Raw genomic sequence first — 22340 nt, 5'->3', positions numbered from 1 at the left:
TGCGGACTGGCTGAAGGGGCGTGTAAGAGCCCTTGCAAGTCCGGTTGAGGGCTTGTGGATGCGTGTGCTGCATGACCTGGTATCACCACAGTGGTCTGTGGTTTGATCATCGAGATAGGACCGGGATTGCTTTGGAAGCGGTGAGCCTACCGTGGCTACCACCGCAGGCCTCGGTGGGCTTTCTCATGACACAGCGCCGAGACCGGAAAGCGGGCCACCTGCAGGGCCCGCCCGGTCGAGGCGCCGTGCGAGAGAGGCGGAAGGTCCTCATCCGGACCGTCCATGCAGGGTGCAGGGCAAAAGGGACTACTGCAGACTCTGTGCTGCCAAGAAACACGGCCGATCTGGAAGTGATGCGCTCCGAACAAACGCATTAGCGTCGACATCTCTTTTCCGTGAGGTCTCTACCTACTTTCCCTTGACAGGTACTAGAGCGCCCCGCACCTTGACTGTCGAAGGGTTTGGTGGTATAAATAGACAAAACTAGCTTGGCTTTTGCGCAGAAAGGGGAGCTACATATGCTGACGAGACGTGGAAGCCTACTCTCAGTCGCCGTCTTCCTAGTGCTTCTTGTCCTTAGTGTGCCAGCGGTTGTCGCGCAGCCCAAGAGCGGAGGCACGCTACGCATCGCTGCATCTTCGATTCAGCAACTAGATCCGTACAAGACCGCCGCGAACGATGAGATCAACGCTTTCAGCCTGGCTTACGATCCTCTGTTCATTCTAAGCAAGGACGACTTCAAGCCCATACCTCACCTCGCCGAGAGCTGGGAGAATCCCGATGACAAGACGTGGGTCTTCCACCTTCGGAAAGGCGTCCTTTTCCACGACGGGAACGCCGTCTTCCCGAAGGGAACCAAGCGCGAGGTGACGGCGGAAGACGTGGTGTACTCCATCGAGCGCTTCCGGAAGGTCAGCACGGCCTTCGTCATCGGCGATATCGCCAGCGTGAAGGCGCTTGACAGGTACACGGTCGAGATCAAGACGTCTCGTCCGGAGCCGTTCCTGGTGAACGACCCCAACCGCCTCGCAAGGGTGGTCGTCATGGCTCGCGAGGCAGTCGAGAAACTGGGCGAGGATGGCGTGGCCAAGACGCCCATAGGCACCGGCCCGTTCAAGCTCAGGAGCTTCACGCCCGACCAGGGCCTCGTTTTCGAGAAGAACCCCAATTACTGGCTCCCAGTCTATCTCGATAGAGTCGAGTTCGTGGTCATTCCCGATCCGACCGTCCAGACCATGGCCTTGAGCGCGGGTGAGGTCGACGTCGTGCCCTATCTCTTCAACGTGGACGCCGTCACGACCCTGTCCAAGGACGCGAATCTGAGGCTTTACTCCCGCGGGGGCTCCTACCGCGGCCTCGGGTTCAACGTGAAGACCGCTCCCTTTGACGAATGGGAGGTCCGCGACGCTATAGCGAAGATGCTGGACGTCGATAGCGCGGTCAAGGCGGTCGTGGGCAAGTTCGGAGAGCGCGCGTACGGCCAGTGCCCCCCGTGGGTTACGTTCGGTTACGATCCGAGCCTGAAGAGCCTCTGGCCTTACGATCCCAAGGCCGGTCTCGCGCAGCTCGCCAAGGCGGGCTTCAAGGACACGAACGGCGACGGGATCCTCGATCGCGGCGGCCGCCCGCTCAAGGTGGAAATCAAGACGATCGCTGGCTCGCAGGTAAGAGTGCTCACGATCCTAGCGACCCAGCTCAAGCAGCTCGGAATCGACGCTTCCATTCTGCAGCAGGACACGGCCGTGTGGGTGGACGACCTCCTGCAAGGCAACACCGGGGTGTTCTTCGACTTCAGCTACGCCGGCACGACGGGCCTGCATTCGCTCTTCCACAGCAGCATGATAGGGAAGTCCAACACACACTTCTATTCGAACTCCGTCGTGGACTCCCTCCTCGACCAGGCACTCGGCACTACTGACGGCAAGAAGCTGGCGAGTCTGTGGAAGCAGGCCCAGCGGAAGATCATGGAGGACAGGGCGGCCATTCCGCTTTACTTTGAGTGGGGCTATTCCGTCTGCAATAAGAACGTGAACGACTGGGTCCCGCCCTGGGGTGGCTTGCACCTCGTTTCCACCGAGAACAACGTGTGGCTGTCCAAGTAGGTGTGGCTGCCTAGGTAGGCGTGGCTGTGCAAGCTGTCCGAGTGGATCTTGACAGATTGCTCTCCTGAGGCTGGAGCAAGCCCTCCGGACCCTTCGGCAGGCTCGGCCCTCGTGCTAGAGGGTGTCAGTTTGCGCAGGTCCGGAGCGGCTTGCGCCGGCGTGCGTTCCGCCACGGCCCCACGGCCCGCGGCCGCGCCGTGCGCGGGCAGCGACCGAAACCGAGGGCAGGCCGGAGCGGAGGCTCCGACTGGGCTCCATCTCGGCTCGCGTGACAATCGCCTAATTGAGCTTGCCTTGTGGCTTGGTGTGTCTTAGCGTGGGTTGGAAGGCGTCCTTCTTCGCTCTGCGCTCTGCAACGCCGAGCCGCCGACATGGAAATGGGCCCCGCTTCGTGTTCGGGGACAGCAGGGAGCGGGGCGCGTCCTTGAAGGGGAGTAGCATAGTGCTCAAGCATATAGTCCGTCGTCTGGCTATCACGTTCCCTGTGCTGATAGGTGTCACGTTCATAGTGTTTGCCATGGTGAGCCTTGCCCCAGGCGATCCCATAAACCTCATGCTCGGTTCTGAGACGGCCAACCCAGAGAATATCGAGAGACTCAGAGTTGAACTGGGGCTCGACAAGCCATGGTACGTTCAGTACGCGTACTACATGGGTAGGCTCGCCAGGGGCGATCTAGGGCGTTCCATCACCTTCCGGCGTCCCGTTGCGGCGCAGATCATCGAGCGGCTTCCCAACACTATAATCCTGGCGACGTCGTCAGCGCTGCTTGCGCTCATCATAGCCCTGCCTCTCGGAGTGATGGCCGCGGCGAAACGGCGCTCCATAATCGACTACGGGGCCACCACACTCGCCATGATCGGGGTGTCTCTGCCAGGCTTCTACCTCGGCCTCTTGTTAATCATCGTATTCGGCCTCAAGCTCCGTTGGTTTCCCATACGAGGGATGCGGGGCCTGGACGCTGGGCTCCTGGAGTTCGCGCGCCACATCGTGCTGCCATCGATAACCCTCGGCGCGTCCATGGCGGCGATGTTGACCAGGCTGACGCGTTCGTGCGTGCTGGAGGCGCTGTCGCAGGATTTCATCAGGACCGCCCGTGCCAAAGGGGTGCAGGAGAGGGTCGTGCTCTACAAGCACGCTCTCAGGAACGCGCTCCTGCCCGTAGTGACAACGTTCGGCCTGCAGTTCGGGTCGCTAATGGGAGGTGCGGTCATAACAGAGACCATCTTCTCGTGGCCAGGTCTCGGGATGCTCGCGGTGAACGCTGTGAAGCAGCGGGACATACCTCTCATCCAAGGCACCGTGCTCGTGTTCTCCGTGAGCTTCATTCTCGTGACTCTGGCGACAGACTTGCTGTACATCTTCATCGACCCGAGGATCAGATATGAGTGAGGATCGGATATGAGCGATATTGGCGAAGAAACGAAACGTATTGGCGTACAAACGGTGCCTTTCGGCAGAGTATTCGCCCGGCACAAGCTGGGTGTGCTTGGAGGCGTGATGGTCGCGCTGTTCGTAGGGGCGGCCGTGCTGGCTCCGGTGGTCGCGCCGCACGACCCGTATACGATGGACCTTGCCAACACGAACCAGCCTCCGGGTTCGCCGAGGCACCTTCTCGGGACGGACAACTTCGGCCGCGACATCCTCTCCAGGCTCATATATGGATCCCGAATTTCACTCCTCATTGGAGTGGTAGTGGTCTCCATAGCAAGCGTGCTTGGCACGTGCCTGGGCCTGTTTTCCGGGTATTACGGGGGATGGGTCGACCAGGCGGTCATGCGTCTGGTCGAGGTGTTCTACTCGTTTCCTTTCCTCATCCTCGTCATCGCGGTCATGGCCATATTCGGTCCCAGCATCTTCAATGTCATGTGGGTGCTGGGTTTCGTGAGCTGGCCCATGTACGCCAGGCTCGTGAGGGCGCAAGTGCTCTCCATCAAGACCACGGAGTTCGTGCAGGCCGCCATGGCGGAGGGCTGCGGAGACATGAGGATAATGTTCAGGCACATCCTCCCGAACACCCTCACGCCTGTCATAGTCTCGGCTACACTGGGGATTCCCTCTGCCATCCTGTCCTCGGCAGCCCTGGGCTTCCTGGGGTTCGGGGTCCAACCTCCCACGCCCGAGTGGGGGGCGATGGTCAGTGAGGGAAAGGACTTCATCCTTCTGAATCCCAACCTGATCGTGTGGCCCGGATTCTGCATATTCCTCGTCGTGCTCAGCTTCAACTTCGTGGGGGACGCGCTCCGGGACGCGCTCGATCCGCACCTGAGCAGGGAGCTTCACTAGCAGTACTATAGCTGGCAGTACAGAAGTATCAGCAGCCGGGGCCGCGCAAGGAGGGATAGTCTTGAGTCTTGATGTCAATCGTTTGCTATGCAGAGTGCCTGATTACAAACGGTTTCTCACAGTGGACGAGCTCTTCGAGCACGCGAGGGCGTCGGCAGGGGCGCACTCGGACATCGCTCGGTGCGAGGTAGTTGGCCGTTCGACCAAAGGCGAGGCCATACCCATGCTCGTCATAGGTGACGGCTACGACGACGCACAGCGCGTGATGGTCTTCGCCTGTCCTCACCCCAACGAGCCCGTCGGGGCCATGATGGTCCATTTCCTGGTTGAGGAGCTCGTCGCGGACAGTGCTCTTCGGAAAGGCCGCACGTGGTATCTCCTGCCATGTGTGGATCCGGATGGGACGAGGCTGAACGAGGGGTGGTTCCGGGGACCGTTCAACATCAGGAACTACGCGAAGCACTACTACAGGCCACGGTCCGAGGACCAGGTAGAGTGGACGTTTCCCATCGAGTACAAGACATTCGTCTGGAACAACCCGACCGCTGAGACCAGGGCTTTGATGCACGCCATCGAGACTGCCAGGCCAGACGTAATGTACTCTTTGCACAACGCAGGTTTCGGCGGCGTCTACTACTACATCTCGGATAAGCTCGAGGCCGTGTACCAAACTTTGCACCGCGTGCCCACCGAGCGAGGGCTTCCGATGTCCCTCGGCGAGCCGGAGATGCCGTGGGCTGTAGAATTCCATCCCGCGGTGTTCAAGGTGCCGAGGGTGACCGATTCGTACGACTACTTCGAGAAGTATGCCGAGGGCGACCCGGCGTCATACATAAGCGGCGGCGCGTCGAGCTTCGAGTTTGCGGACCGAGTGAGCTCGCCGTTCTGTCTCGTGACCGAGGTCCCATACTTCAAGTCGGCGAAGATCGGGGACACGACGCAGATAGAGGAGACGCGACGCCAGGTGGTCCTTCAGGGAGTCAGGCGGGCGAAGGAGATCCTCCAGACTCTCGACCGTCTGATCGGCCAAACCAAGGCCGACATGAGCGCGGGGACGACGTTTCTGAATGCTGCGAGAGCCTTTGTGAACTCGGGTCTGAGGGCCCTCCCGAGCCAGGAGAGGTGGGCACAGCAGGCGCCGGGCATGGACGGGCCGGCCACCGTGGCGCAAGAGGCCGACGCTCTTTACGTGGGGAGTTTCTACCGGATGCTACTCGGCGCTATGTTGCAGAGGGCGTTTTCGGCGCAGCTCGAAGTGGCGCCGACAGAGGCGGTGGAGCGCGCGCATGAGGAACTCGAGGCTCATCTCGACAGGTGGGCGACGGAGATAGAGGAGAACCTGCAGTACGAGGTGGTACCCATCCGCGACCTCGTCCAGGTTCAGTACGGTGCGCTCCTCGCGGTGTTGGAGGCCCTTGCATAGCAGACTGCGGGGAGTAAGCCCCGTTCTTGCGGTGCGAAGCGGGCCTGGGCAGGTCGTACCCGGCCCGCCTTGTCGTGTCCGCGCCTTTGCGTGCCGTAGTGGGCGTTCGGGCGCCCTAGCGGGTCTTCGCGAGTCTTTGCGGGCGCCGAGGCGGGTCTTCGCGACTCTTCGGGGCGCCCCGGCGGACCTTCGCGGACCATCTGCCGTCTCGCAGGGCTATGGGCGGCCCGATATCATGTCCGCCAAGCGCCGGCGGATATCGTCGAGCTTGCCCGCTATGAGCGCGCCCGCCGTGAGCCCGCCTGATGAGAGCGTGTCGTGTGTCTGCCGGGCGGTGGCCTTCTTCAGGGCCATCAGCTCCTCGAACACGGGCAAGATCTGCGCCTCTGCGCACATTCCGGCTGTGGCCGCGGTGTCGGCGGCATAGACCAGGTCCCTGAAAGCCGCCTGCGGGTCTGCTGGGAGCGACGAGCTCAGGATGCCGAGGACCGCATCCCTGCGTTCGCGGTCCAGTCTCGCGTCCTCCTCCGCGAGGAAGTCTTCCAATGATGCGAGGTCCTCGTTTGAAATCCGCCATCCCGCGCCACCCGCGTTTTCCTCTAGATGCCGGACGCTGGAAGGGCCGGTGAGCGCGCATGCCACCCCCGGCTGGGCGAGCACCCATGCTAGAGCGGCCTGTGCTGGCGTTTTCCCGTAACGGCGTCCAAGTTCAGCGACCCTGTCCGCTACTCTAAGCGCCGATCGGAACTGCTCTCGCTGAAAGAGCGGGTCGTACTGGCGGATGTCGCCATCGGGGAACACGTGGCCCGGGCGGATCGTCCCGGTCAGGACGCCGCGGCCGGTCGTGCTGAACGCTATCGCGGCCATACCGTGTTTCTTGCAAAGAGGGAGGAGCTTCGTTCGGGCGTCCCTGGCCACTGCGGAGAGCTCCATGAGCACCGAGAGGGGGCGCCCGACCTCCGCGTACTTGGAGATCTTGTCGGCAGGCAGATGGCCGACGCCATAGTGGCGTATCTTGCCCGAAGCGACAAGGCTTTCCAGAGCGTCCACTACGTCCTCCACGGGAGTCCTGGGGTCGTCGAAGTGGACCTGATAGAGGTCTATGTAGTCCGTGCCGAGCCGCGCGAGGCTCTCCTCACACGCACGCCTTATCCTCGCGGGGGACAGGTCCATGCTTGCGCCCGAGACTACGCCTACCTTGGTCGCGATATGGATGTCACTCCGGAAGTCGCGTACGATCTCGCCGAGGATCGACTCGGCATTGCCGTACGAATCGGCCGTGTCGAAGAACGTCACCCCAAGCTCGTAGGCACGCCGGATCATCCGGGCGAACTCGTCTGGGTCCTTCCTGCCGTAGACGCCGGTAAGGCTGTAGCAGCCAACTCCAAGTGCCGAGACGTTCAAGGCTCCAAGCTGGCGATACTCCATTGAGATCGTCACCGTCCTTTGCCCTTTCGTCTTGTTCTGCGGGGGGCGAAGCCCCCGCGCCGGAGCGCAAGTCCCCCAAAGTGACCCGGAGCTCATTCTGCCCGCGGCGCAACTAGCCGCCTAGCGGCGCGCCACTCCGTGCCACCCGTGGAGGATCTCTTGACCCGGGGGCGATCCGCCGCTTCCATCAATATGTGGCGGCCGAGCGGCGGCCTGCCACCCGCGCCACGGTCTGCCGGCGAGTAGGTGCCCCATCCCCCCGGTCCCGGCGCGACTCACCGTGCGCGGCGACTTTGCTAGCCAGGGGTGACCTGATGCCTTCGCCGCCATCCGCTGGCAGAGGGGCTGCCTGTCGCCTTTGCGCCGATTTGCTCGGCATTTCCTCGTCCCACCGAATCAGAGACGCCGAGGCCGCGGCAAGGACAAGGCGTCAAGAACGTGGTGGGAGTGGAGGAAATACCTCGCCTTGGAAAGTTGTATGCTGCGAGATTCAGGGCAAGTCCGGGACCAGGACTCGAGGTCAAGCAGAGCCGCCGCATGACTGGCTGCGACCTCGCGAGGTTCGAAAGCACGCGCAAACGCATTGACGAGTACATTCAAGTACATTAAAACGCAAGGGCAACGGCGATACAAGCCCGATGGGCCAGGAGGGGTGACGGACCGCACGGGTGCGCCAGCAATTCCATGCCAGCACCAGTGCGCGAGAAGATATTCTTCCACCCTGGACAAGCCCTGCAAATTCCCTTTCAGAATCGGAAGGGATTCCCGGTTTGGGCGCGAATCACCTCTCGAGGAACACATCTGTCGCCGGACGAACACTCACGGATGAAGGGTGCGCAACCGACAGTGGTGACTCTTGCAAAGAAGGGACTGATGCGACGGCAAGCGGGAAGAGTGTGATGTTCTGCTCCATGCTGGACGCGAAAGCGTGCTGAGTGCGAGGCTCGATCGTGGACTACCCGTGATCCCGGCAGAAACCACAACACAAGGAGGGTCTTTCAATGAGGCGTCTGTGGTTGGCTGTCCTCGTCTGTGTCGCCTTGATGACTGCTTCGGCTATGGCTGCCCCTTACGTTGAGCAGGAGGATCTCACGCCTTCTACGAAGCCCGTTCGAGGAGGAACTCTTCGTCTTGCGCTCCCGGCTTCGCCGCAATCCTTCCTATTCTACGGCGCGCTTGACAACAATGCCTACACGGTCATCGGTCAGACCATGACCGGCCTTGTCGAGTTGCATCCCGTGACCAACGCCATCAGGCCGGGTCTGGCCGAGTCGTGGGAGGCCTCGTCCGACGGAAAGGAAGTCACTTTCCATCTCAGAGACGTGAAGTGGTCCGACGGGGTTCCCTTCACGGCCGACGACGTGATCTTCACCTTTGAGAACTTCATCATGAACCCTGTGGCGAAAGGGAATTCCGTCGACAGGTTCACCATCGTCGACACGAGCGACGGCAAGAAGAAACCGGTCCGGTGGGTCAAGATCAACGACAGGACGATAAAGGCGGTTCTTCCTTCGCCGTTCGGCCCATTCTACATGAACCTTTCCCACGCGTACATCTACCCGAAGCACAAGCTGGAGAGCAAGATCGACAAGAATAGGCCCGACTCAGTCAACGAGCTCTGGCTCACCAACGTCAGCCCCAAGGAGATAGTGGCGAACGGCCCGTACCGGATCGCCGAGTTCGTGATGGACCAGAAGGTCGTTCTCGAGAGGAACCCCAACTACTGGAGAGTGGACAGGTTCGGCAACCAGCTGCCGTACTTCGATAAGCTAGAGTACCTGATCATCAAGGACGCAGAGGTCAGGCTCGCGAAGTTCATGTCCGGAGAGATCGACTACATGGCGGTCGCGGCCAAGGACTTCCCCGTGCTGAAGTCGAGGGAACAGGCTGGGGCGCCCTTCAAAGTCTTCATGGCGCAGCCTACGCAGCCCACGCCGAGCCCGGTCCACATATCGTTCAATTATGACGTCGCCAACGCAGACCTGAAGGAGCTCTTCAGGAACACCGACTTCCGCAGAGCCATGGAGTTCCTCCTCGACAGGCAGAGGATAATCGACGAGGTGTACAACGGACTGGCGATTCCGGGCGGCGGGCTGGTGCTGCCCTCAAACAAGGCCTTCTACAACCCGAAGATCGAGCAGATCATGAGGCCCTACGATCCCAAGCAGGCGAGCGCGATCCTCGACAAGCTGGGTCTCAAGAACAAGGGCAGCGACGGCTTCAGATTGTTCCCCAACGGCAAGAGGGTCGAGTTCACGCTCACCGTGGCTAGCTCGCCCAAGGATCACCAGGACATAGCCCTCATTTTCAAGGAGGACCTCGAGAAAGCGGGCATCAAGGTGAACCTGCAGATCCTCGACGCCACGCTCGTCGGGAACATGTTCGGAGCGGGCAACTTCGAGGCGGGAATCAGGGCATTCGGGAACCAGCCCGACCTCGAACTCAGGAAGGCCATATGGCAGCCGGGAACGCAGCTGTATTACTGGCACTACTCAACGCTCGACAGGGACAAACTCGCCGCAATCACCGGCAACATGACTGACTGGGAGAAGAGGCTCTACACCCTGTTCGACTTGGGCTCCGTCACAACAGATCCCGCGAAGAGGAAGGCCATCTACGATGAGGTCCAGGAGATCTACCATGATGTCGTTCCGGTCATCTTCGTCACGAAAGAGATGAACCTCTTCGCCGCCAACAAGACGCTGGGCAATGTCTGGCAAGACAAGCAGGGTGTCGTGTACTTCTCCACGTATACGGCGTTCAGGCAGTGACGTTACGTCAAGGTCAGTGGAGGAGGGGGGAGGGTCGGCCTTCCCCCCTCCATCGATGCGTCAGAGGAGAGGGGCATGAATGCGGGCGTTCATAGCGAGAAGGATCTTGATCATGATCCCCATGATGGTCCTGGCATCGGTGATCTGCTTTTGGATCACCGAGCTTCAACCGGGCGATTTCGTCACACAGTACCTTGACAATCCAAGGATATCGCCCGAGCAGATCAGGCTCCTGCGGGAGAGGCTCGGCCTCGACAGGCCCGCTCACATAAGGTATCTCATGTGGGCAAAGGCTGTGATCACGAGGGGCGACTTTGGGTATTCCTTCGCCTACGAGAGGCCCGTCGGAGACCTGATATGGGAGAGGATGGGCTGGACGGTTGGGGTGGCATTGCTGACAGTCGCTTTCCAGTGGCTCTTGGCCGTGCCCATGGGCATCTATTCCGCCTTGCACCCGTACTCACCTCTGGACTATACGCTGACGGTGGTGGGGTTCATCGGCATCTCGATACCCGACTTCTTCCTCGCTTTGATGCTGATGTTCTTGGCGCTCCAGGCCGGTTCCACTTCCGTTGGTGGGCTATTCTCCGTGCAGTTCATAGGTGCCCCGTGGAGCCTTGCGAAACTCGCGGACCTCCTCAAGCACCTTTGGATGCCCGTTGTGGTAGTAGGCATGGGCGGTTTGGCGGGCCTGATGAGAGTGATGAGAGGCAACATGCTCGACGTGGTGGGTTCCCCGTTCATCACGGCTCTCAGAGCGTACGGCATCGACGAACGGGGCCTCCGGCGGCACGCCGTCAAGAACGCGCTCAATCCCATGGTGAGCATTGCGGGGGCTGAGCTCCCCAACATATTCAGCGGGACCATCATCGCCGCCATCGTGCTGAACCTACCAACGATGGGGCCGTTCTTCTACAACGCTCTCCTCAATCACGATCAGTACTTGGTCATGGCTTTCTTGATGTTCATCGCCCTCATCACGCAGGTTGGGAACTTGCTGGCCGACATTGCGCTCGCATTCCTCGACCCGAGGATAAGGATGAGCTAGGAGCGTTTGCAATGGCTATGGAAGGGACCAAGAAACGAGTCATAGCTAGCTTCTTCAAGCACAGACTGGGCGTGGCGGGCCTGGCAGTGCTCGCCATACTCTACCTAGTGGTGATCTTCGCCGATTTCATAGCCCCGTACAACTTTGCGGAAACCCACAGGAACTTCGTGTACGCGCCCCCTTCCAAGATCAGGTGGGTGGACGCCGGCGGCAGATGGGTTGGGCCTCACATATACGGGATGAAGAAGAGCAGGGACCCCGTGACTTTCGAACTGAAGTACGTCGAGGATCCCGGCACCATGGTGCCCGTGAGGCTCTTCGTCAGGGGGGAAGAATACAGGTTCTTGGGATTGTGGAAAACGAACCTGCATCTCTTCGGCGTTGAGGAGTCCCCCGACAGAGCGATGTTGCTTCTCCTTGGCGCCGATAGATTCGGCCGCGATCTCTTTTCGCGCCTCGTCATAGGCGGCAGGGTATCCATGACCGTCGGCCTGCTCGGCACGTTCTTGAGCGTCTTCATCGGCGCAGTCGTGGGGGCGCTGTCCGGGTACTATGGTGGCTGGGTGGACGTGATGATCCAAAGGTTCACCGAACTCTTGAGGTCATTCCCTAGGATCCCGCTTTGGCTCGCGCTCGCCGTGATCATCCCGCCGAGCTGGCCCAGCACCTGGGTGTACTTCGGTATCGTGACGGTGCTCTCCTTGATAGGGTGGATGGGAGTGGCGAGGGTCATGCGAGGGATGACGCTCAGCTTGCGGGAGAAGGAGTACGTCCTTGCGGCCAGGGTGATCGGCGTCTCCGACTGGAAGATAATCGCGAGACACTTGATACCGAATACCCTGAGCTACCTCATCGTCGTTTCGACGCTATCCATCCCAGGAATGATCCTCGGTGAAAGCACCATCAGTTTCCTCGGTCTAGGCATCAAGGAACCCATGACTAGCTGGGGGCTACTGCTCAGCCAAGCCCAGTCGCTGAGCGAACTAGAGTCCCATCCGTGGCTCATGGTGCCTGGAATACTCATAATGATTGCCGTGCTCTCCTTCAACTTCGTTGGCGATGCCTTGAGGGACGCGGTAGATCCGTATAGGACGGTTGAGAAGGTATGACAAGCCCACGCGCAAGCGAGCGCATCCTTACCGTATCCGGGCTGAAGACACACTTCCGCACACCCGAAGGCATCGTGCGCGCGGTAGACGACATCAGCTTTCACCTCGATAGAGGGGAGGTACTCGCCCTCGTAGGCGAATCGGGTTGCGGCAAGAGCGTGACCGCCCATTCCATACTCGGGCTCGTGAAGGCGCCTCCTGCAAAGGTCGAAGGGAGCATCCTCTTCGAAGGGCGCGAGCTAGTAGGGCTTTCTCAGGCGGAATACCGCCGTATCAGGGGGATGCGGATAAGCATGATCTTTCAGGAGCCCATGTCGTCTTTCGATCCCCTCTACACGGTGGGCCAGCAGTTGACGGAGGTCGCCCGGGCACACATGCCGTGGAGCGACGCGGAAACCAAAGAGAGGATAATCGCTACTCTGAAGCTCGTCCACATACCCGACCCCGAGAAACGTTACAACGAGTACCCTCACGAGATGAGCGGGGGTATGTTGCAGAGGATCATGATCGCGATGGCGCTCATAACCAGCCCCGAGATAATCATAGCCGATGAGCCCACCACAGCGCTGGACGTCACCATCCAGGCGCAAGTGCTCAACCTCATGCAGAGCCTGCAGGACGAGTACGAAGGCTCCATAATCTTCATAACCCACGACCTGGGCACGGTCGCAGAGATCGCCGACAGGGTGCACGTGATGTACGCGGGCAAGATCGTTGAGAAAGCGTCCGTGGTGGAGCTATTTGACAGTCCCCTTCATCCCTACACCGCGGGATTGCTTGCCTCCCGCGTCAAGCGGGAGCACAAGGGCAAACAGCTACCTTACATCGAAGGCTACGTGCCCAGGGCCGACCAGTTCCCGGAGGGTTGCAGGTTCAATCCAAGGTGTCCCCGTGCCATGGCGAAGTGCAAGAGACTGCAGCCGCCAGACTTCGAGCCGGTCAGTGGCCACACCGTTGCCTGCTGGCTGTATGAAGGGAGTGGCCTCGGATGAAGAAGATCCTTTCTGCGGCCGGCCTCAAGAAATACTTCCCGATGAGATCGGGCGTGTTCTTGCAGATCACGGGATATGTGAAGGCGCTCGAAGCGGTGGACTTTGAGATCGGCGAAGGCGAAACCGTGGGCATCGTTGGCGAATCAGGGTGCGGCAAGAGCACCTTGGGACGGACCGTAGTAAAGATATACGAACCCACCGCGGGCACGATCACGTATCATGACCCCAACGGAAAGAGCCACGACATCTCGAGAGGGCTTCACAGAGGCGTCCGCCAGACGTTCAGGAAGGACGTCCAGATGATATTCCAAAACCCTTTCGACTCGCTGGATCCGAGGATGACCATAAGGGATGTGATACGCGAGCCGCTCGAGACGCACAGGCTCTTCGACGACGCGACGGAAATGGACGAGCGAGTTGCCGAGCTCCTGTCAAGGGTGGGGTTGTACCCGGAGTACGCCAGGAGGTACCCTCACGAGTTCTCCGGAGGCCAGAGGCAAAGGATCGCAATCGCGCGCTCCATCGCAGTGAACCCGAGGCTTCTGATATGCGACGAGCCCACGTCCGCTCTGGACGTCTCGGTGCAGAGCCAGATCATCAACTTGCTCAAGGAGATCCAGAGCGAGACCAACATGGCGCTCATCTTCATCTCGCACAACCTGGACTTGGTTCACCACATGAGCGATAGGATCATGGTCATGTACCTGGGAAACGTCGTGGAGTCGGCGCCCGCTGCGGAGTTGTTCGACGCGCCGGCTCACCCGTACACGCGCGCCCTCATGTCAGCCGTCCCGAGCTGGGATCCGAAAGACCGAAAGCTAGGCGCTGTGAAGCTCGAGGGAGAGCCGCCGAGCCCGATCAACCCTCCGAAGGGCTGCCCGTTCCATCCGAGATGTCCTCAAGCGATGGAAGTCTGCACACGGGTCAAACCTGAGGCGTGCGAGGTGCGTGAGGGGCACGTGTGCGCGTGTCATCTCCATACACGGTGAGCGGGGCAGCCCAAGAGCGCTCGGACGTTCGCAGGCCTCGAGGTGGGCGCGACCGACGCAGAAAACAGGCGCGGAAAGTGGTGGTGGCGATAGTGGAGAATGCGGACTACGTCGACCTTGCAACGGAGGAAACGAACCCTCGGTCCCGGGGACTGGACCAGATGAGCACGGAGGAGATCCTTCGAGTGATGAACGAGGAGGACCGGCGCGTCCCCGCGGTTGTGGCCGAGGCGATTCCGGACGTGGCAAGAGCCGTCGACATGATCGCGGCAAGAATGGCAGCTGGCGGAAAGCTCGTGTACGTAGGCGCCGGAACCAGCGGGCGTCTTGGTATCTTGGACGCAGTCGAGTGCGTTCCGACGTTCGGGGTATCAGCCGACCAGGTCTGTGCGGTGATCGCCGGCGGTCCTACGGCGGTCTTCAGATCCGTGGAAGCCGCGGAGGACGATGAGCCCTCCGGCGCTCAGGACGTCGCCGCGATAGTCACGGAGCGGGATGTGGTGGTGGGCATATCCGCGAGCGGAGTAACACCCTATGTGAAGGGCGCGTTGAAGTCGGCGAGGAACATGGGAGCGGCCACCGTGGCTATCGTTTGCAACCACGCTACGGTCCTCGATCTGGACGTGGACGTCTTGATATCGCTGGCAGTGGGTCCGGAGGTCTTGACCGGGTCCACGCGCCTCAAGGCGGGGACAGCCCAGAAGCTTGTCCTCAACATGATATCCACCGCGACCATGGTGAGGTTGGGCAGGGTGTACGACAACTTCATGGTGGACATGAAGGCAACCAACAGGAAATTGAGAAGCCGCGCGGTCAGGATGATATCCGCTGCCACCGGTCTTTCTGGCGAGGAAAGCGTCCGTCTGCTGGATGAGGCGGGCGGAAACATCAAGACGGCCATCGTGATGGCGCTTGCCTCCGTCGGACGCGCCGAAGCCGAGCGCGCGCTGGAGTCTGCCCATGGGCACGCAAGGGAAGCGGTGCGCTTAGCCGGCCTGCACGAAACGAACATCTCCGGTGGCTGATAGCAGATGGCCATTTACGGCTGGGGAAGTGTGAGCGCTCACGGGGAGAACGACGAAGGAGGATCGCCGGTCAGCGAGCGACCGGGGCAGCGCGGACGACTCCGGACGGCGGCGAGGGGCAGTCGCGGAAATCGAGAAGCCGACGGGCGGAGGATGGCGAAGGATACAGGACGACGGAGGATCACGGAGGATGGACGAGAGGTGGGGAAAGCGTGGACTTCCCGAGGTTCGTGAGCCCTGAAGAGAAGATCGGCCAAATGTTGATGGTGGGCATCGCCGGGCCCGAGCTGACCCCGGCTGACCAAGAGTTCATATCCAAGTACAAGATCGGTAACGTGGTGCTGCTCGGGAGGAACATAGTGGACCCGGCCCAGGCTCAGTCGCTGAACCACAGATTTCAAGAGATCGCTTCGAAGCGCCGTATTCCCGCGGGCTTCCTGGTTTCCGTGGATCAAGAAGGCGGGGTAGTGGCGAGGCTGACTCGAGGCGAGACCGTGCTCCCTGGGAACATGGCCCTGGGCGCTACGGGATCCGAAGAACTTGCCGAAGAGGCGGCGAAGATAACGGCGAGCGAGATGCTGGCATTGGGGTTCAACATGAACCTCGCGCCCGTCCTCGACATAAACAACAACCCGAGGAACCCGGCGATCGGTGTGCGCTCGTTCGGCGAAGACCCTTCCTTGGTAGCACGGCTCGGGGCTGCGATGATAAGGGTGTATCAGGATTTGGGGGTAGTGGCGACCGCGAAGCACTTTCCGGGGAAGGGAGACGTCACGGTGGATTCCCACCTCGACCTGCCCACGGTGGCTCACGCGAGGGAGCGCCTGGAAAGCGTGGAGCTGGTCCCGTTCGCGGCCGCCGTCAAGGCGGGGGTGGAAGCCGTCATGACCGCCCACGTGTTCTTCCCGGCCGTGGAACCCGAGCCCGACCTCCCGGCGACCCTTTCCCGCAACGTGCTCATGGGGCTGCTCCGTAAGGAGCTGGGGTTCGAGGGCCTGATCCTGACGGACGACCTTTTCATGGGCGCCATCACGAAGAGATTCACCCTGGGCGAGGCCGCTGTGCGCGCGATAGAAGCGGGGGCGGACATTGTGCTCCTGTGCCACGACCAAGCTCAGCAGGCCGCCGCCATCGAAGCGGTCTGGGACGCCGCGCGGAATGGAAGGCTTTCGGAGGAACGTCTGGATGAGTCCTGCCGCAGGATAGTGGGGCTGAAAGCTCGATACGGACTGCTCGATCCCGACAGATACCTTAGTCGTCGCTGTCTGGAGCGGGTTGGCGGTGAGGAGAACCGCCGCGCCGCCCTGGAGATCGCCCGGCGGTCGGTGACCGTTCTCCGGAATGAGCGGGGTCTCATTCCTATGGCGCCTCGAGATCGCCGCAATCTCTCGGTGATTTCCACGGACATTCGCGGGCTGACGCAGGTGGAAGACGGCCAGCTATCGGAGTCTCCACTTGCGGCGGCGGTCAGGCGCTTCGTTCCGGGCGCGCGGGCTTACGCCTTCTCCCAATCGCCGGACGCGGAGCAGACGGCGCAAGCGGTCAAACTCGCGCTCTCCAGCGACGTGGTGGTGATGGGCACTTACAATGCCCACATTTTCAGGGAGCAGGGCTCTCTCGTGAGAGCGGTGCTCGACACGGGCGTTCCCGTGGTAGTCGTGGCCATGAGAAACCCGTACGATGTCGAGCGGTTCCCGGCGGTGAAAACGTACATCGCCGCGTACGGATTCAGGGAATGCACCATGCAGGCGGTCGCCGAGATCATCTTCGGCGTGACGAGACCCCAAGGAAAGCTGCCGGTTACCATCCCGGGAATATTCCCTGGCGGGGCCGGGCTGACCTGGTAGAAGGACATGCGCCCGTGGTCCGAGGAGTCCTGGTGAACGGCGCCTGTCGGTGTGTGGCTTAGGTCGCCGGGCGAGCGAGAGAGGAGGCCGCGAAACACGTGGCAGAAGACAAGAAGGTCGAGTATGCGACGCTAGCTGAGACGCCCGAAGAGACGCCAGAAGAGTGGCGAGAAGAGAAGCAGAATGAGACGAAGGTAGATAGACAGGAAGAGACGAAGACAGGGACGCAAGTGGCGACGCAACAAGCGATGCAGGCAGCGGCACAGCAGACGAGGACTGCCGACTGTTGTCTCGCAGTCGTTCGAGGAGGATACGGTACTCTCGCGCCCGCGGAACAAAGAGTTGCGTTCTTCATACTGGAGCACCCGGAATCCGCCGCCGGGATGACCTCGATTCAGCTCGCCGCAGCAGTGGGTGTGAGCGAATCGACGGTCGTCAAGTGCTGCCAGCGGCTTGGATTCACGGGGTTTGCCCAAGTCAAGCTGGCTTTGGTGAGAGAGCTCGCGACCAGTAGGGAGGGCGCCTTCGGCAAGGTGGAGCCGGAGGATGACGTCTCGACCATTTGCGACAAGATATTCACCGCGACTCTTCAGGCGGTTGAGGATACCGCCAAGGTGCTCGACCCGGGCGCGTTGTCCCTTGCCGCGGACGCCATATACGGTGCCAAGCGGGTCTTCTTCTTTGGAGTGGGCTCCTCGGGCATAGTGGCGCAAGACGCGCAGCTCAAGTTCATGCGCATAGGGATGACGGCTTTCAGCTACCCGGACGCCCACGCACAGATCACGCAGGCTGCCCTCCTCGGCGAGGGGGACGTCGCGGTAGTGATAACGTACTCCGGCCGAACACGAGAGGCAACGGACATAATAGACCTTGCGCGTAAGGGCGGCGCGTGCACCATCTGCATCACGAACTTCCCGGCCTCGCCGGCGGCGCAGGGGTCAGACATCGTCCTCTGCACCACGGCGCACGAAGCCACGAGGCTCAGGGGTGGCGCCATGACCTCCCGCGTCACCCAGCTCGTTGTGATCGACTGTCTCTTCACCGCCGTGGCTATGAAACAGTCCGATGAGGCGGTGGAGCGGCTTAAGAAGACCGTGGACGCTCTGGCGTCGCGAAAGGTGTAGGAGAAGGGCGCGCCTCGCGCGACCACCATCGGGACATGCCGGATGGCTGGCACTCCGCAGCCCGGAGCCGGTCCTTGCTATTTCGGCAGCAGCCCGACGGCCACTCGGTGCCTGGCGGCGCATTGCGCCGTGGAGGCGTTGGGCTGTGAGCTAGGTTCCTGGTCGTTCCAGGGCTTTGCACATTCCCACGCACTCACGGCATCGAATGCAGTTGAGGCCGTTCACTTCGTCTGGGACGTCGAGGTCCATGGGGCAGACCTCCGTGCACCTGCCGCACTCGACGCAGAGGTCCCGTTTGACGATAACGAAACCGGGAGCCACCTTGTTGAAAGGCGCGTACAACGCTCCGAGCGGGCATATGAACCGGCAGAAGGGCCTCTTCACGAAGAGCATGAGAAGGATGATCGCGGCTGTGATGCCCACCTTGATCCAGAAGAAAGGACCTACTAGCGACCGGATCGCGCGGTCACCGAGAACGAGCGGCACGCCGGCCTCGAGCGTGCCCACGAAGCACAGCTTGGAGAACCATGGCTCGCCGGTGAAGAAAGGTATGGCGAACACCAGCCCCGCGAGCACAAAGTACCTCACGAAGGTGAAACGGTTCGATACGTGCACCTTCCGAACGGGGACGCTGTACAGGAGCTCCTGAAACCCTCCCACCGGGCATGCCCAACCGCAGACCGCCCTTCCGAAAATCGTTCCGACCGCCCCAAGGATGCCCAGGGTGAATAGGGGCACCCGGCGCGTGGCGGCGAAATGCTGAAGCGTGCCGATCGGACACGCAAAGCTCGCCGCAGGACACGCATAGCAGTTCAGCGTGGGGCAGGGGAGGTGTCTGAGGAACTTGAAGAAATAGGAATTGGCCAGGACGAAACCAAGTGCCTGCCAACGCCCTCTCGCCCGCGGCGTTGTTCGTTCTTCCGCGGACAGCCGTCCGTTCTGCCGGTCGCCTTCGAGGACGCGAGTCATTGTATCCCTATGCAGGAGAGGCACAGGATTATCGCGTTGGCGAATACTCGCGCGGGGTCTCCTGCAAGCACCCCGAGCGCCACCAGGCCGACGGACGCCCCGATCGATATCAGAAACACGCAACGCCTAGCCACGAAGACGCTCCTTCCCATCGGATGCCAGTAGATCCTTTCGGTCTCTCTTGAATTCGCTGGTTCCGGGGAGATCTCTTCGACAAGATCCCTCCACGGGGCGGTGTCATCACGAAGGATTATACCATGGACAACGGGCCGCGCGGCGAGCGGTTCCATGGTCCGCCGCCGGGAGGAGCTGGATCGAAGACGCCTTCACACCGAGACCTCTCAGAGAGCTCTAGAGAGCTCTCTGGAGCACTTCCCTGAGTTCGGCGGGCGTGGCCGACCGGGCTGAGGTGCCGAAGGACGGTCGACTCTCCAGCTCCCGCGCGACTATCCAGTCGCAATCCTCGCTCGCTAGACCAGCAGCTCGCAAGGTAGTGGGTAGACCAGCCGCCTTGAAGAGAGACGGAATCCTTGACTCCAGCCACCTGAAGAGCGGATCTGGCGATGAGCCAGGGAGCACGCCTTCCCGGGGCATCCTTTGTCCTATCCGTTCGGTCGCTGATAGATCCTTCGGCATTGCCCGTCCAACGCCTGAGGGAACGCCCGTGAGAAGCACGGTTCCTGTGGGAAGCGCGGTTGCAGAAGCGCTCGCGGAAGTGATCGCGGGAGTGCTCGCGGCGGGCTCGCGTCCGTTCAGTGACGTGTCGCGCCCGTGGGCGCGATAGCGCCGCAAGGCGTCGTCAAGCGCCTTAGCCGCTCGCGTCAGGCGCCACGCGGTCTCCGAGTCGCGCGCTTGCACTGCGAGGGCCGGCGCGAGCAGTATCCCCACCATGTTGCCGTGGGAAAGGCCGAAGCGGTTGCAGAAGTGTACGAGCCCATGAGGCAACCCAAGTCGGCCGTTAGCAAACGCAAGACCCATCAGAAGGCTTCCCCAACACAAAGAGTCCCTGGTAGCGGGCGCCACCGCGTCCGCTGAATCCGGTGACGCCGGCCACGCTGTGTACAGGCGCTTACACTCTGGCTCTCCAGAAGGTGTGGCGCATGGCGCGGCCTCCCTGATGCCACGCACCGCAGCCGTGCACAAGTCTTCGACGCCGCTGGCCAGAGCCGCGAACCCCGCCAAGGCCACTTCTTGCACTTCCGCTGATGCCGCCGCGCTTACGAGGACTTCGAGCGATTGGGCGAGAGCGTCCACAGCCGCTACTATCGTGGGCGTCAGGGGTAGCGGGTCGGTGAGGGCAGGATCTGCAGCGACGAAACGCGGGGCCGGGATGCCGCGAATGCTCTTCTTCTCATCGCCCAGCTCAATGACGGCGTTGTCTGTGCTCTCAGAGCCTGTGCCTGATGTGGTCGGCACGGCGACCCACGGAAGCGCTCTCGCCGGCGTCAAGCGGCGCCTGCCAAGTTGGTACCCTGCTATGTCCACCTCTACTTCGGGTCTTGCGCCCGGCTCGTCCTCGGCGAATTCGCGGGGACGCAGTCGTGCGGCGCTTCCGGCCTCCCAAGCGGCTTCTAGATGGACCGCGGGCCTCGACGACGGGATCTCCTCGTACTCCTGGTAAGCGAGGGCGGCGACGGACTTACCCACATCGATCACGGTGCCGCCGCCGACAGCGACCACGACACCTACTTGGTGGCGCCGTGCGATCTCGATACCGGCGCGTATGGTGGCGTGGTCGGCGTGCCTGCCAACAACAAGGGTCTCCACTCCAGCGCCTGCTTCGTGGCCGAGGCGCTTGAGCTTTTCAATGAGAGGAGACACGCCTGGCGCTTTGGAACTGGTCTCTCCGACTATAAGGAGGACGCCTCGGCGTCCCGGCTGCGCCAGCTTCGCCACCGTCTCCACCGCTTCGGGAACACAGCCCGCCGCGAGTCCGCGCCCGAAGATCATGCGGTCGGCCGCGCGAGGGAGCGCTGCGTGATTGAGGTGGAGGATCCCCGTGCCCGCGTCCACCTCCACGATTCCCGGCACGCTCATCGTATGCATCGTGTTTCTCCCGTGCGTGTGCGTGTCCATGCGTCGTCCCTCGCGAAACCTTCCCAGCCATGTCCTGTCTTCATCTATACTCGTATACTCGCGTTGCCCGCGTATGCTCTCGTTGCCCGCGGCTTCACACCGGGTGGAACACCACTCCGATGATGCCCGGCCCGCCGTGGACCGCCAGAGGAGGGCCGATGTCTGAAATGATGATCTCCGAGCAGTTCAGTGCCGCCCTGAGCCGGTCGCGCAACCGCTTCGCCTCCGCGAGGGCGTTTCCGTGGACGACCGACACCCTGACCCTTGAATCTCCGGCGGCCTCCTTGGTCACCTCTATCAGCCTTTCAATGGCGGCGTGGTACGTCCTCACCCTGTCCACGACCTCTACGACGCCCTCCTTCACGGAAACCAGAGGCTTTATCGCGAGCAAAGAAGCGATGAGGGCCTGGCCCTTGTGAATGCGTCCGCTCTTCAGAAGGTGTTTCACGGACTTTATGACCGCGTATGCGTTGATGCGCGGCCTGAGTTCCGCGAGGAGGCCGAGGATCTCCTCCTTCGTCTTCCCGCGCCGTGCGGCCTCCGCGGCGGCGAGGACCATGAATCCCGTGCCCATGGACGCGGAGAGCGAGTCGACGACCTCTATGTCGGCATCGGGGAAACTTGCCTTTGCGAGGTTGGCCACCTGGAAAGTCCCGCTTCCGGTGGACGTGATGTGGATCGAGATGATGGTCTTGACACGCTGAAGTAGTCTTCGGTATATCGAGATGAACTCCGCCGGTGCGGGCTGGGAAGTCATCGGGATGTCGGGTCCGTCCAGCTTCTCATAGAACTCCTCTCGCGTGATGTCCACGCCGTCGCGGTACGATTCGGTCCCAAACTGTATCCCGATGGGCGCGACCGCTATCTCATACTGCTCGACCAGTTCTTCCGGCAGGCTCGCTCCACTGTCAGTCACGATCGCAATGCCGCTCCTCACTCCGCCGTCTTCGTTGTTGTTCATCGCTACACCTCTGATTCCCGGCAAAGTGGCTCTTGATGGCCGGTTCATTCGCCCAGGCGCCGGGGTAGGCGCCGGGGGCGCCGACTCCGGAGGTTACGAGATAGTCCCCTCTGAAACAGTCGGGCCGAGACAACCGGGGCCCAACGGAACAGCTCCCTCGGGATACCACCATTATAGGCCCCGGACGGCCAA

Annotated in this window: 18 protein-coding genes; 13 read left to right on the top strand and 5 right to left on the bottom strand. The window is 61.5% G+C overall.

The window, feature by feature from the left end:
- Positions 1-518: 518 nt before the first annotated feature.
- The 4 genes from NUW12_12660 to NUW12_12645 all read left to right on the top strand — a co-directional run bounded on the left by NUW12_12660 (position 519) and on the right by NUW12_12645 (position 5809).
- Complete coding sequence (locus NUW12_12660) at positions 519-2102, top strand: ABC transporter substrate-binding protein (protein MCR4403593.1); 1584 nt, start codon at positions 519-521, stop codon at positions 2100-2102.
- 442 nt (positions 2103-2544) lie between these two features.
- Positions 2545-3492, top strand: a complete 948-nt coding sequence (locus NUW12_12655) for an ABC transporter permease (GenBank protein MCR4403592.1) — start codon at positions 2545-2547, stop codon at positions 3490-3492.
- 9 nt (positions 3493-3501) lie between these two features.
- The gene (locus NUW12_12650; GenBank protein MCR4403591.1) at positions 3502-4386 is read left to right on the top strand and encodes an ABC transporter permease; all 885 of its coding nucleotides are present in this window, start codon (positions 3502-3504) and stop codon (positions 4384-4386) included.
- Positions 4387-4447: 61 nt separating this feature from the next.
- Positions 4448-5809, top strand: coding sequence for a M14 family zinc carboxypeptidase (locus NUW12_12645; GenBank protein MCR4403590.1), 1362 nt, complete (start codon positions 4448-4450; stop codon positions 5807-5809).
- Positions 5810-6025: 216 nt separating this feature from the next.
- Here the strand turns inward: NUW12_12645 and NUW12_12640 are convergent, their stop codons facing one another.
- Positions 6026-7249, bottom strand: a complete 1224-nt coding sequence (locus tag NUW12_12640; protein MCR4403589.1) for an aldo/keto reductase — start codon at positions 7247-7249, stop codon at positions 6026-6028.
- 426 nt (positions 7250-7675) lie between these two features.
- Here NUW12_12640 and NUW12_12635 point away from each other — a divergent pair, with 426 nt between their 5' ends.
- The 9 genes from NUW12_12635 (at position 7676) to NUW12_12595 (ending at position 18142) form a co-directional block, all read left to right on the top strand.
- On the top strand, positions 7676-7846 hold the full coding sequence (locus tag NUW12_12635) for a hypothetical protein (GenBank protein MCR4403588.1): 171 nt from the start codon (positions 7676-7678) through the stop codon (positions 7844-7846).
- Between the two features lie 392 nt (positions 7847-8238).
- The gene (locus tag NUW12_12630) at positions 8239-10008 is read left to right on the top strand and encodes an ABC transporter substrate-binding protein (GenBank protein ID MCR4403587.1); all 1770 of its coding nucleotides are present in this window, start codon (positions 8239-8241) and stop codon (positions 10006-10008) included.
- 79 nt (positions 10009-10087) lie between these two features.
- Complete coding sequence (locus tag NUW12_12625) at positions 10088-11056, top strand: ABC transporter permease (GenBank protein MCR4403586.1); 969 nt, start codon at positions 10088-10090, stop codon at positions 11054-11056.
- Between the two features lie 11 nt (positions 11057-11067).
- Positions 11068-12165, top strand: coding sequence for an ABC transporter permease (locus NUW12_12620; protein ID MCR4403585.1), 1098 nt, complete (start codon positions 11068-11070; stop codon positions 12163-12165).
- The gene (locus NUW12_12615; protein ID MCR4403584.1) at positions 12162-13157 is read left to right on the top strand and encodes an ABC transporter ATP-binding protein; all 996 of its coding nucleotides are present in this window, start codon (positions 12162-12164) and stop codon (positions 13155-13157) included. The genes NUW12_12620 and NUW12_12615 overlap by 4 nt, the downstream gene beginning before the upstream one ends.
- Positions 13154-14146: an ABC transporter ATP-binding protein gene (locus tag NUW12_12610; GenBank protein ID MCR4403583.1), complete on the top strand. Its 993-nt coding sequence runs from the start codon at positions 13154-13156 to the stop codon at positions 14144-14146. The genes NUW12_12615 and NUW12_12610 overlap by 4 nt, the downstream gene beginning before the upstream one ends.
- Before the next feature lie 92 nt (positions 14147-14238).
- Complete coding sequence (gene murQ, locus NUW12_12605) at positions 14239-15171, top strand: N-acetylmuramic acid 6-phosphate etherase (GenBank protein ID MCR4403582.1); 933 nt, start codon at positions 14239-14241, stop codon at positions 15169-15171.
- A gap of 212 nt (positions 15172-15383) precedes the next feature.
- Positions 15384-17018, top strand: coding sequence for a beta-N-acetylhexosaminidase (gene nagZ / locus NUW12_12600; GenBank protein MCR4403581.1), 1635 nt, complete (start codon positions 15384-15386; stop codon positions 17016-17018).
- 98 nt (positions 17019-17116) lie between these two features.
- Positions 17117-18142: a MurR/RpiR family transcriptional regulator gene (locus NUW12_12595; protein ID MCR4403580.1), complete on the top strand. Its 1026-nt coding sequence runs from the start codon at positions 17117-17119 to the stop codon at positions 18140-18142.
- A gap of 150 nt (positions 18143-18292) precedes the next feature.
- Here the strand turns inward: NUW12_12595 and NUW12_12590 are convergent, their stop codons facing one another.
- The 4 genes from NUW12_12590 to NUW12_12575 all read right to left on the bottom strand — a co-directional run bounded on the left by NUW12_12590 (position 18293) and on the right by NUW12_12575 (position 22148).
- Positions 18293-19111, bottom strand: a complete 819-nt coding sequence (locus NUW12_12590) for a 4Fe-4S binding protein (protein ID MCR4403579.1) — start codon at positions 19109-19111, stop codon at positions 18293-18295.
- Positions 19108-19245, bottom strand: coding sequence for a hypothetical protein (locus NUW12_12585; protein MCR4403578.1), 138 nt, complete (start codon positions 19243-19245; stop codon positions 19108-19110). The genes NUW12_12590 and NUW12_12585 overlap by 4 nt, the downstream gene beginning before the upstream one ends.
- A 217-nt stretch (positions 19246-19462) precedes the next feature.
- Positions 19463-21187 (bottom strand): iron-containing alcohol dehydrogenase, encoded by a 1725-nt coding sequence (locus NUW12_12580; protein MCR4403577.1) that lies wholly within the window; start codon positions 21185-21187, stop codon positions 19463-19465.
- 94 nt (positions 21188-21281) lie between these two features.
- Entirely contained in the window at positions 21282-22148 is an 867-nt protein-coding gene (locus NUW12_12575; protein ID MCR4403576.1) for a DegV family protein, read from the bottom strand.
- Between the last annotated feature and the right edge of the window lie 192 nt (positions 22149-22340).

Source organism: Bacillota bacterium, assembly GCA_024653485.1.
Classification (GTDB): domain Bacteria; phylum Bacillota; class SHA-98; order UBA4971; family UBA4971; genus UBA6256.
Note: the sequence above shows the minus strand (reverse complement) of the source record. Positions and strands in the feature narration are given on the sequence as shown.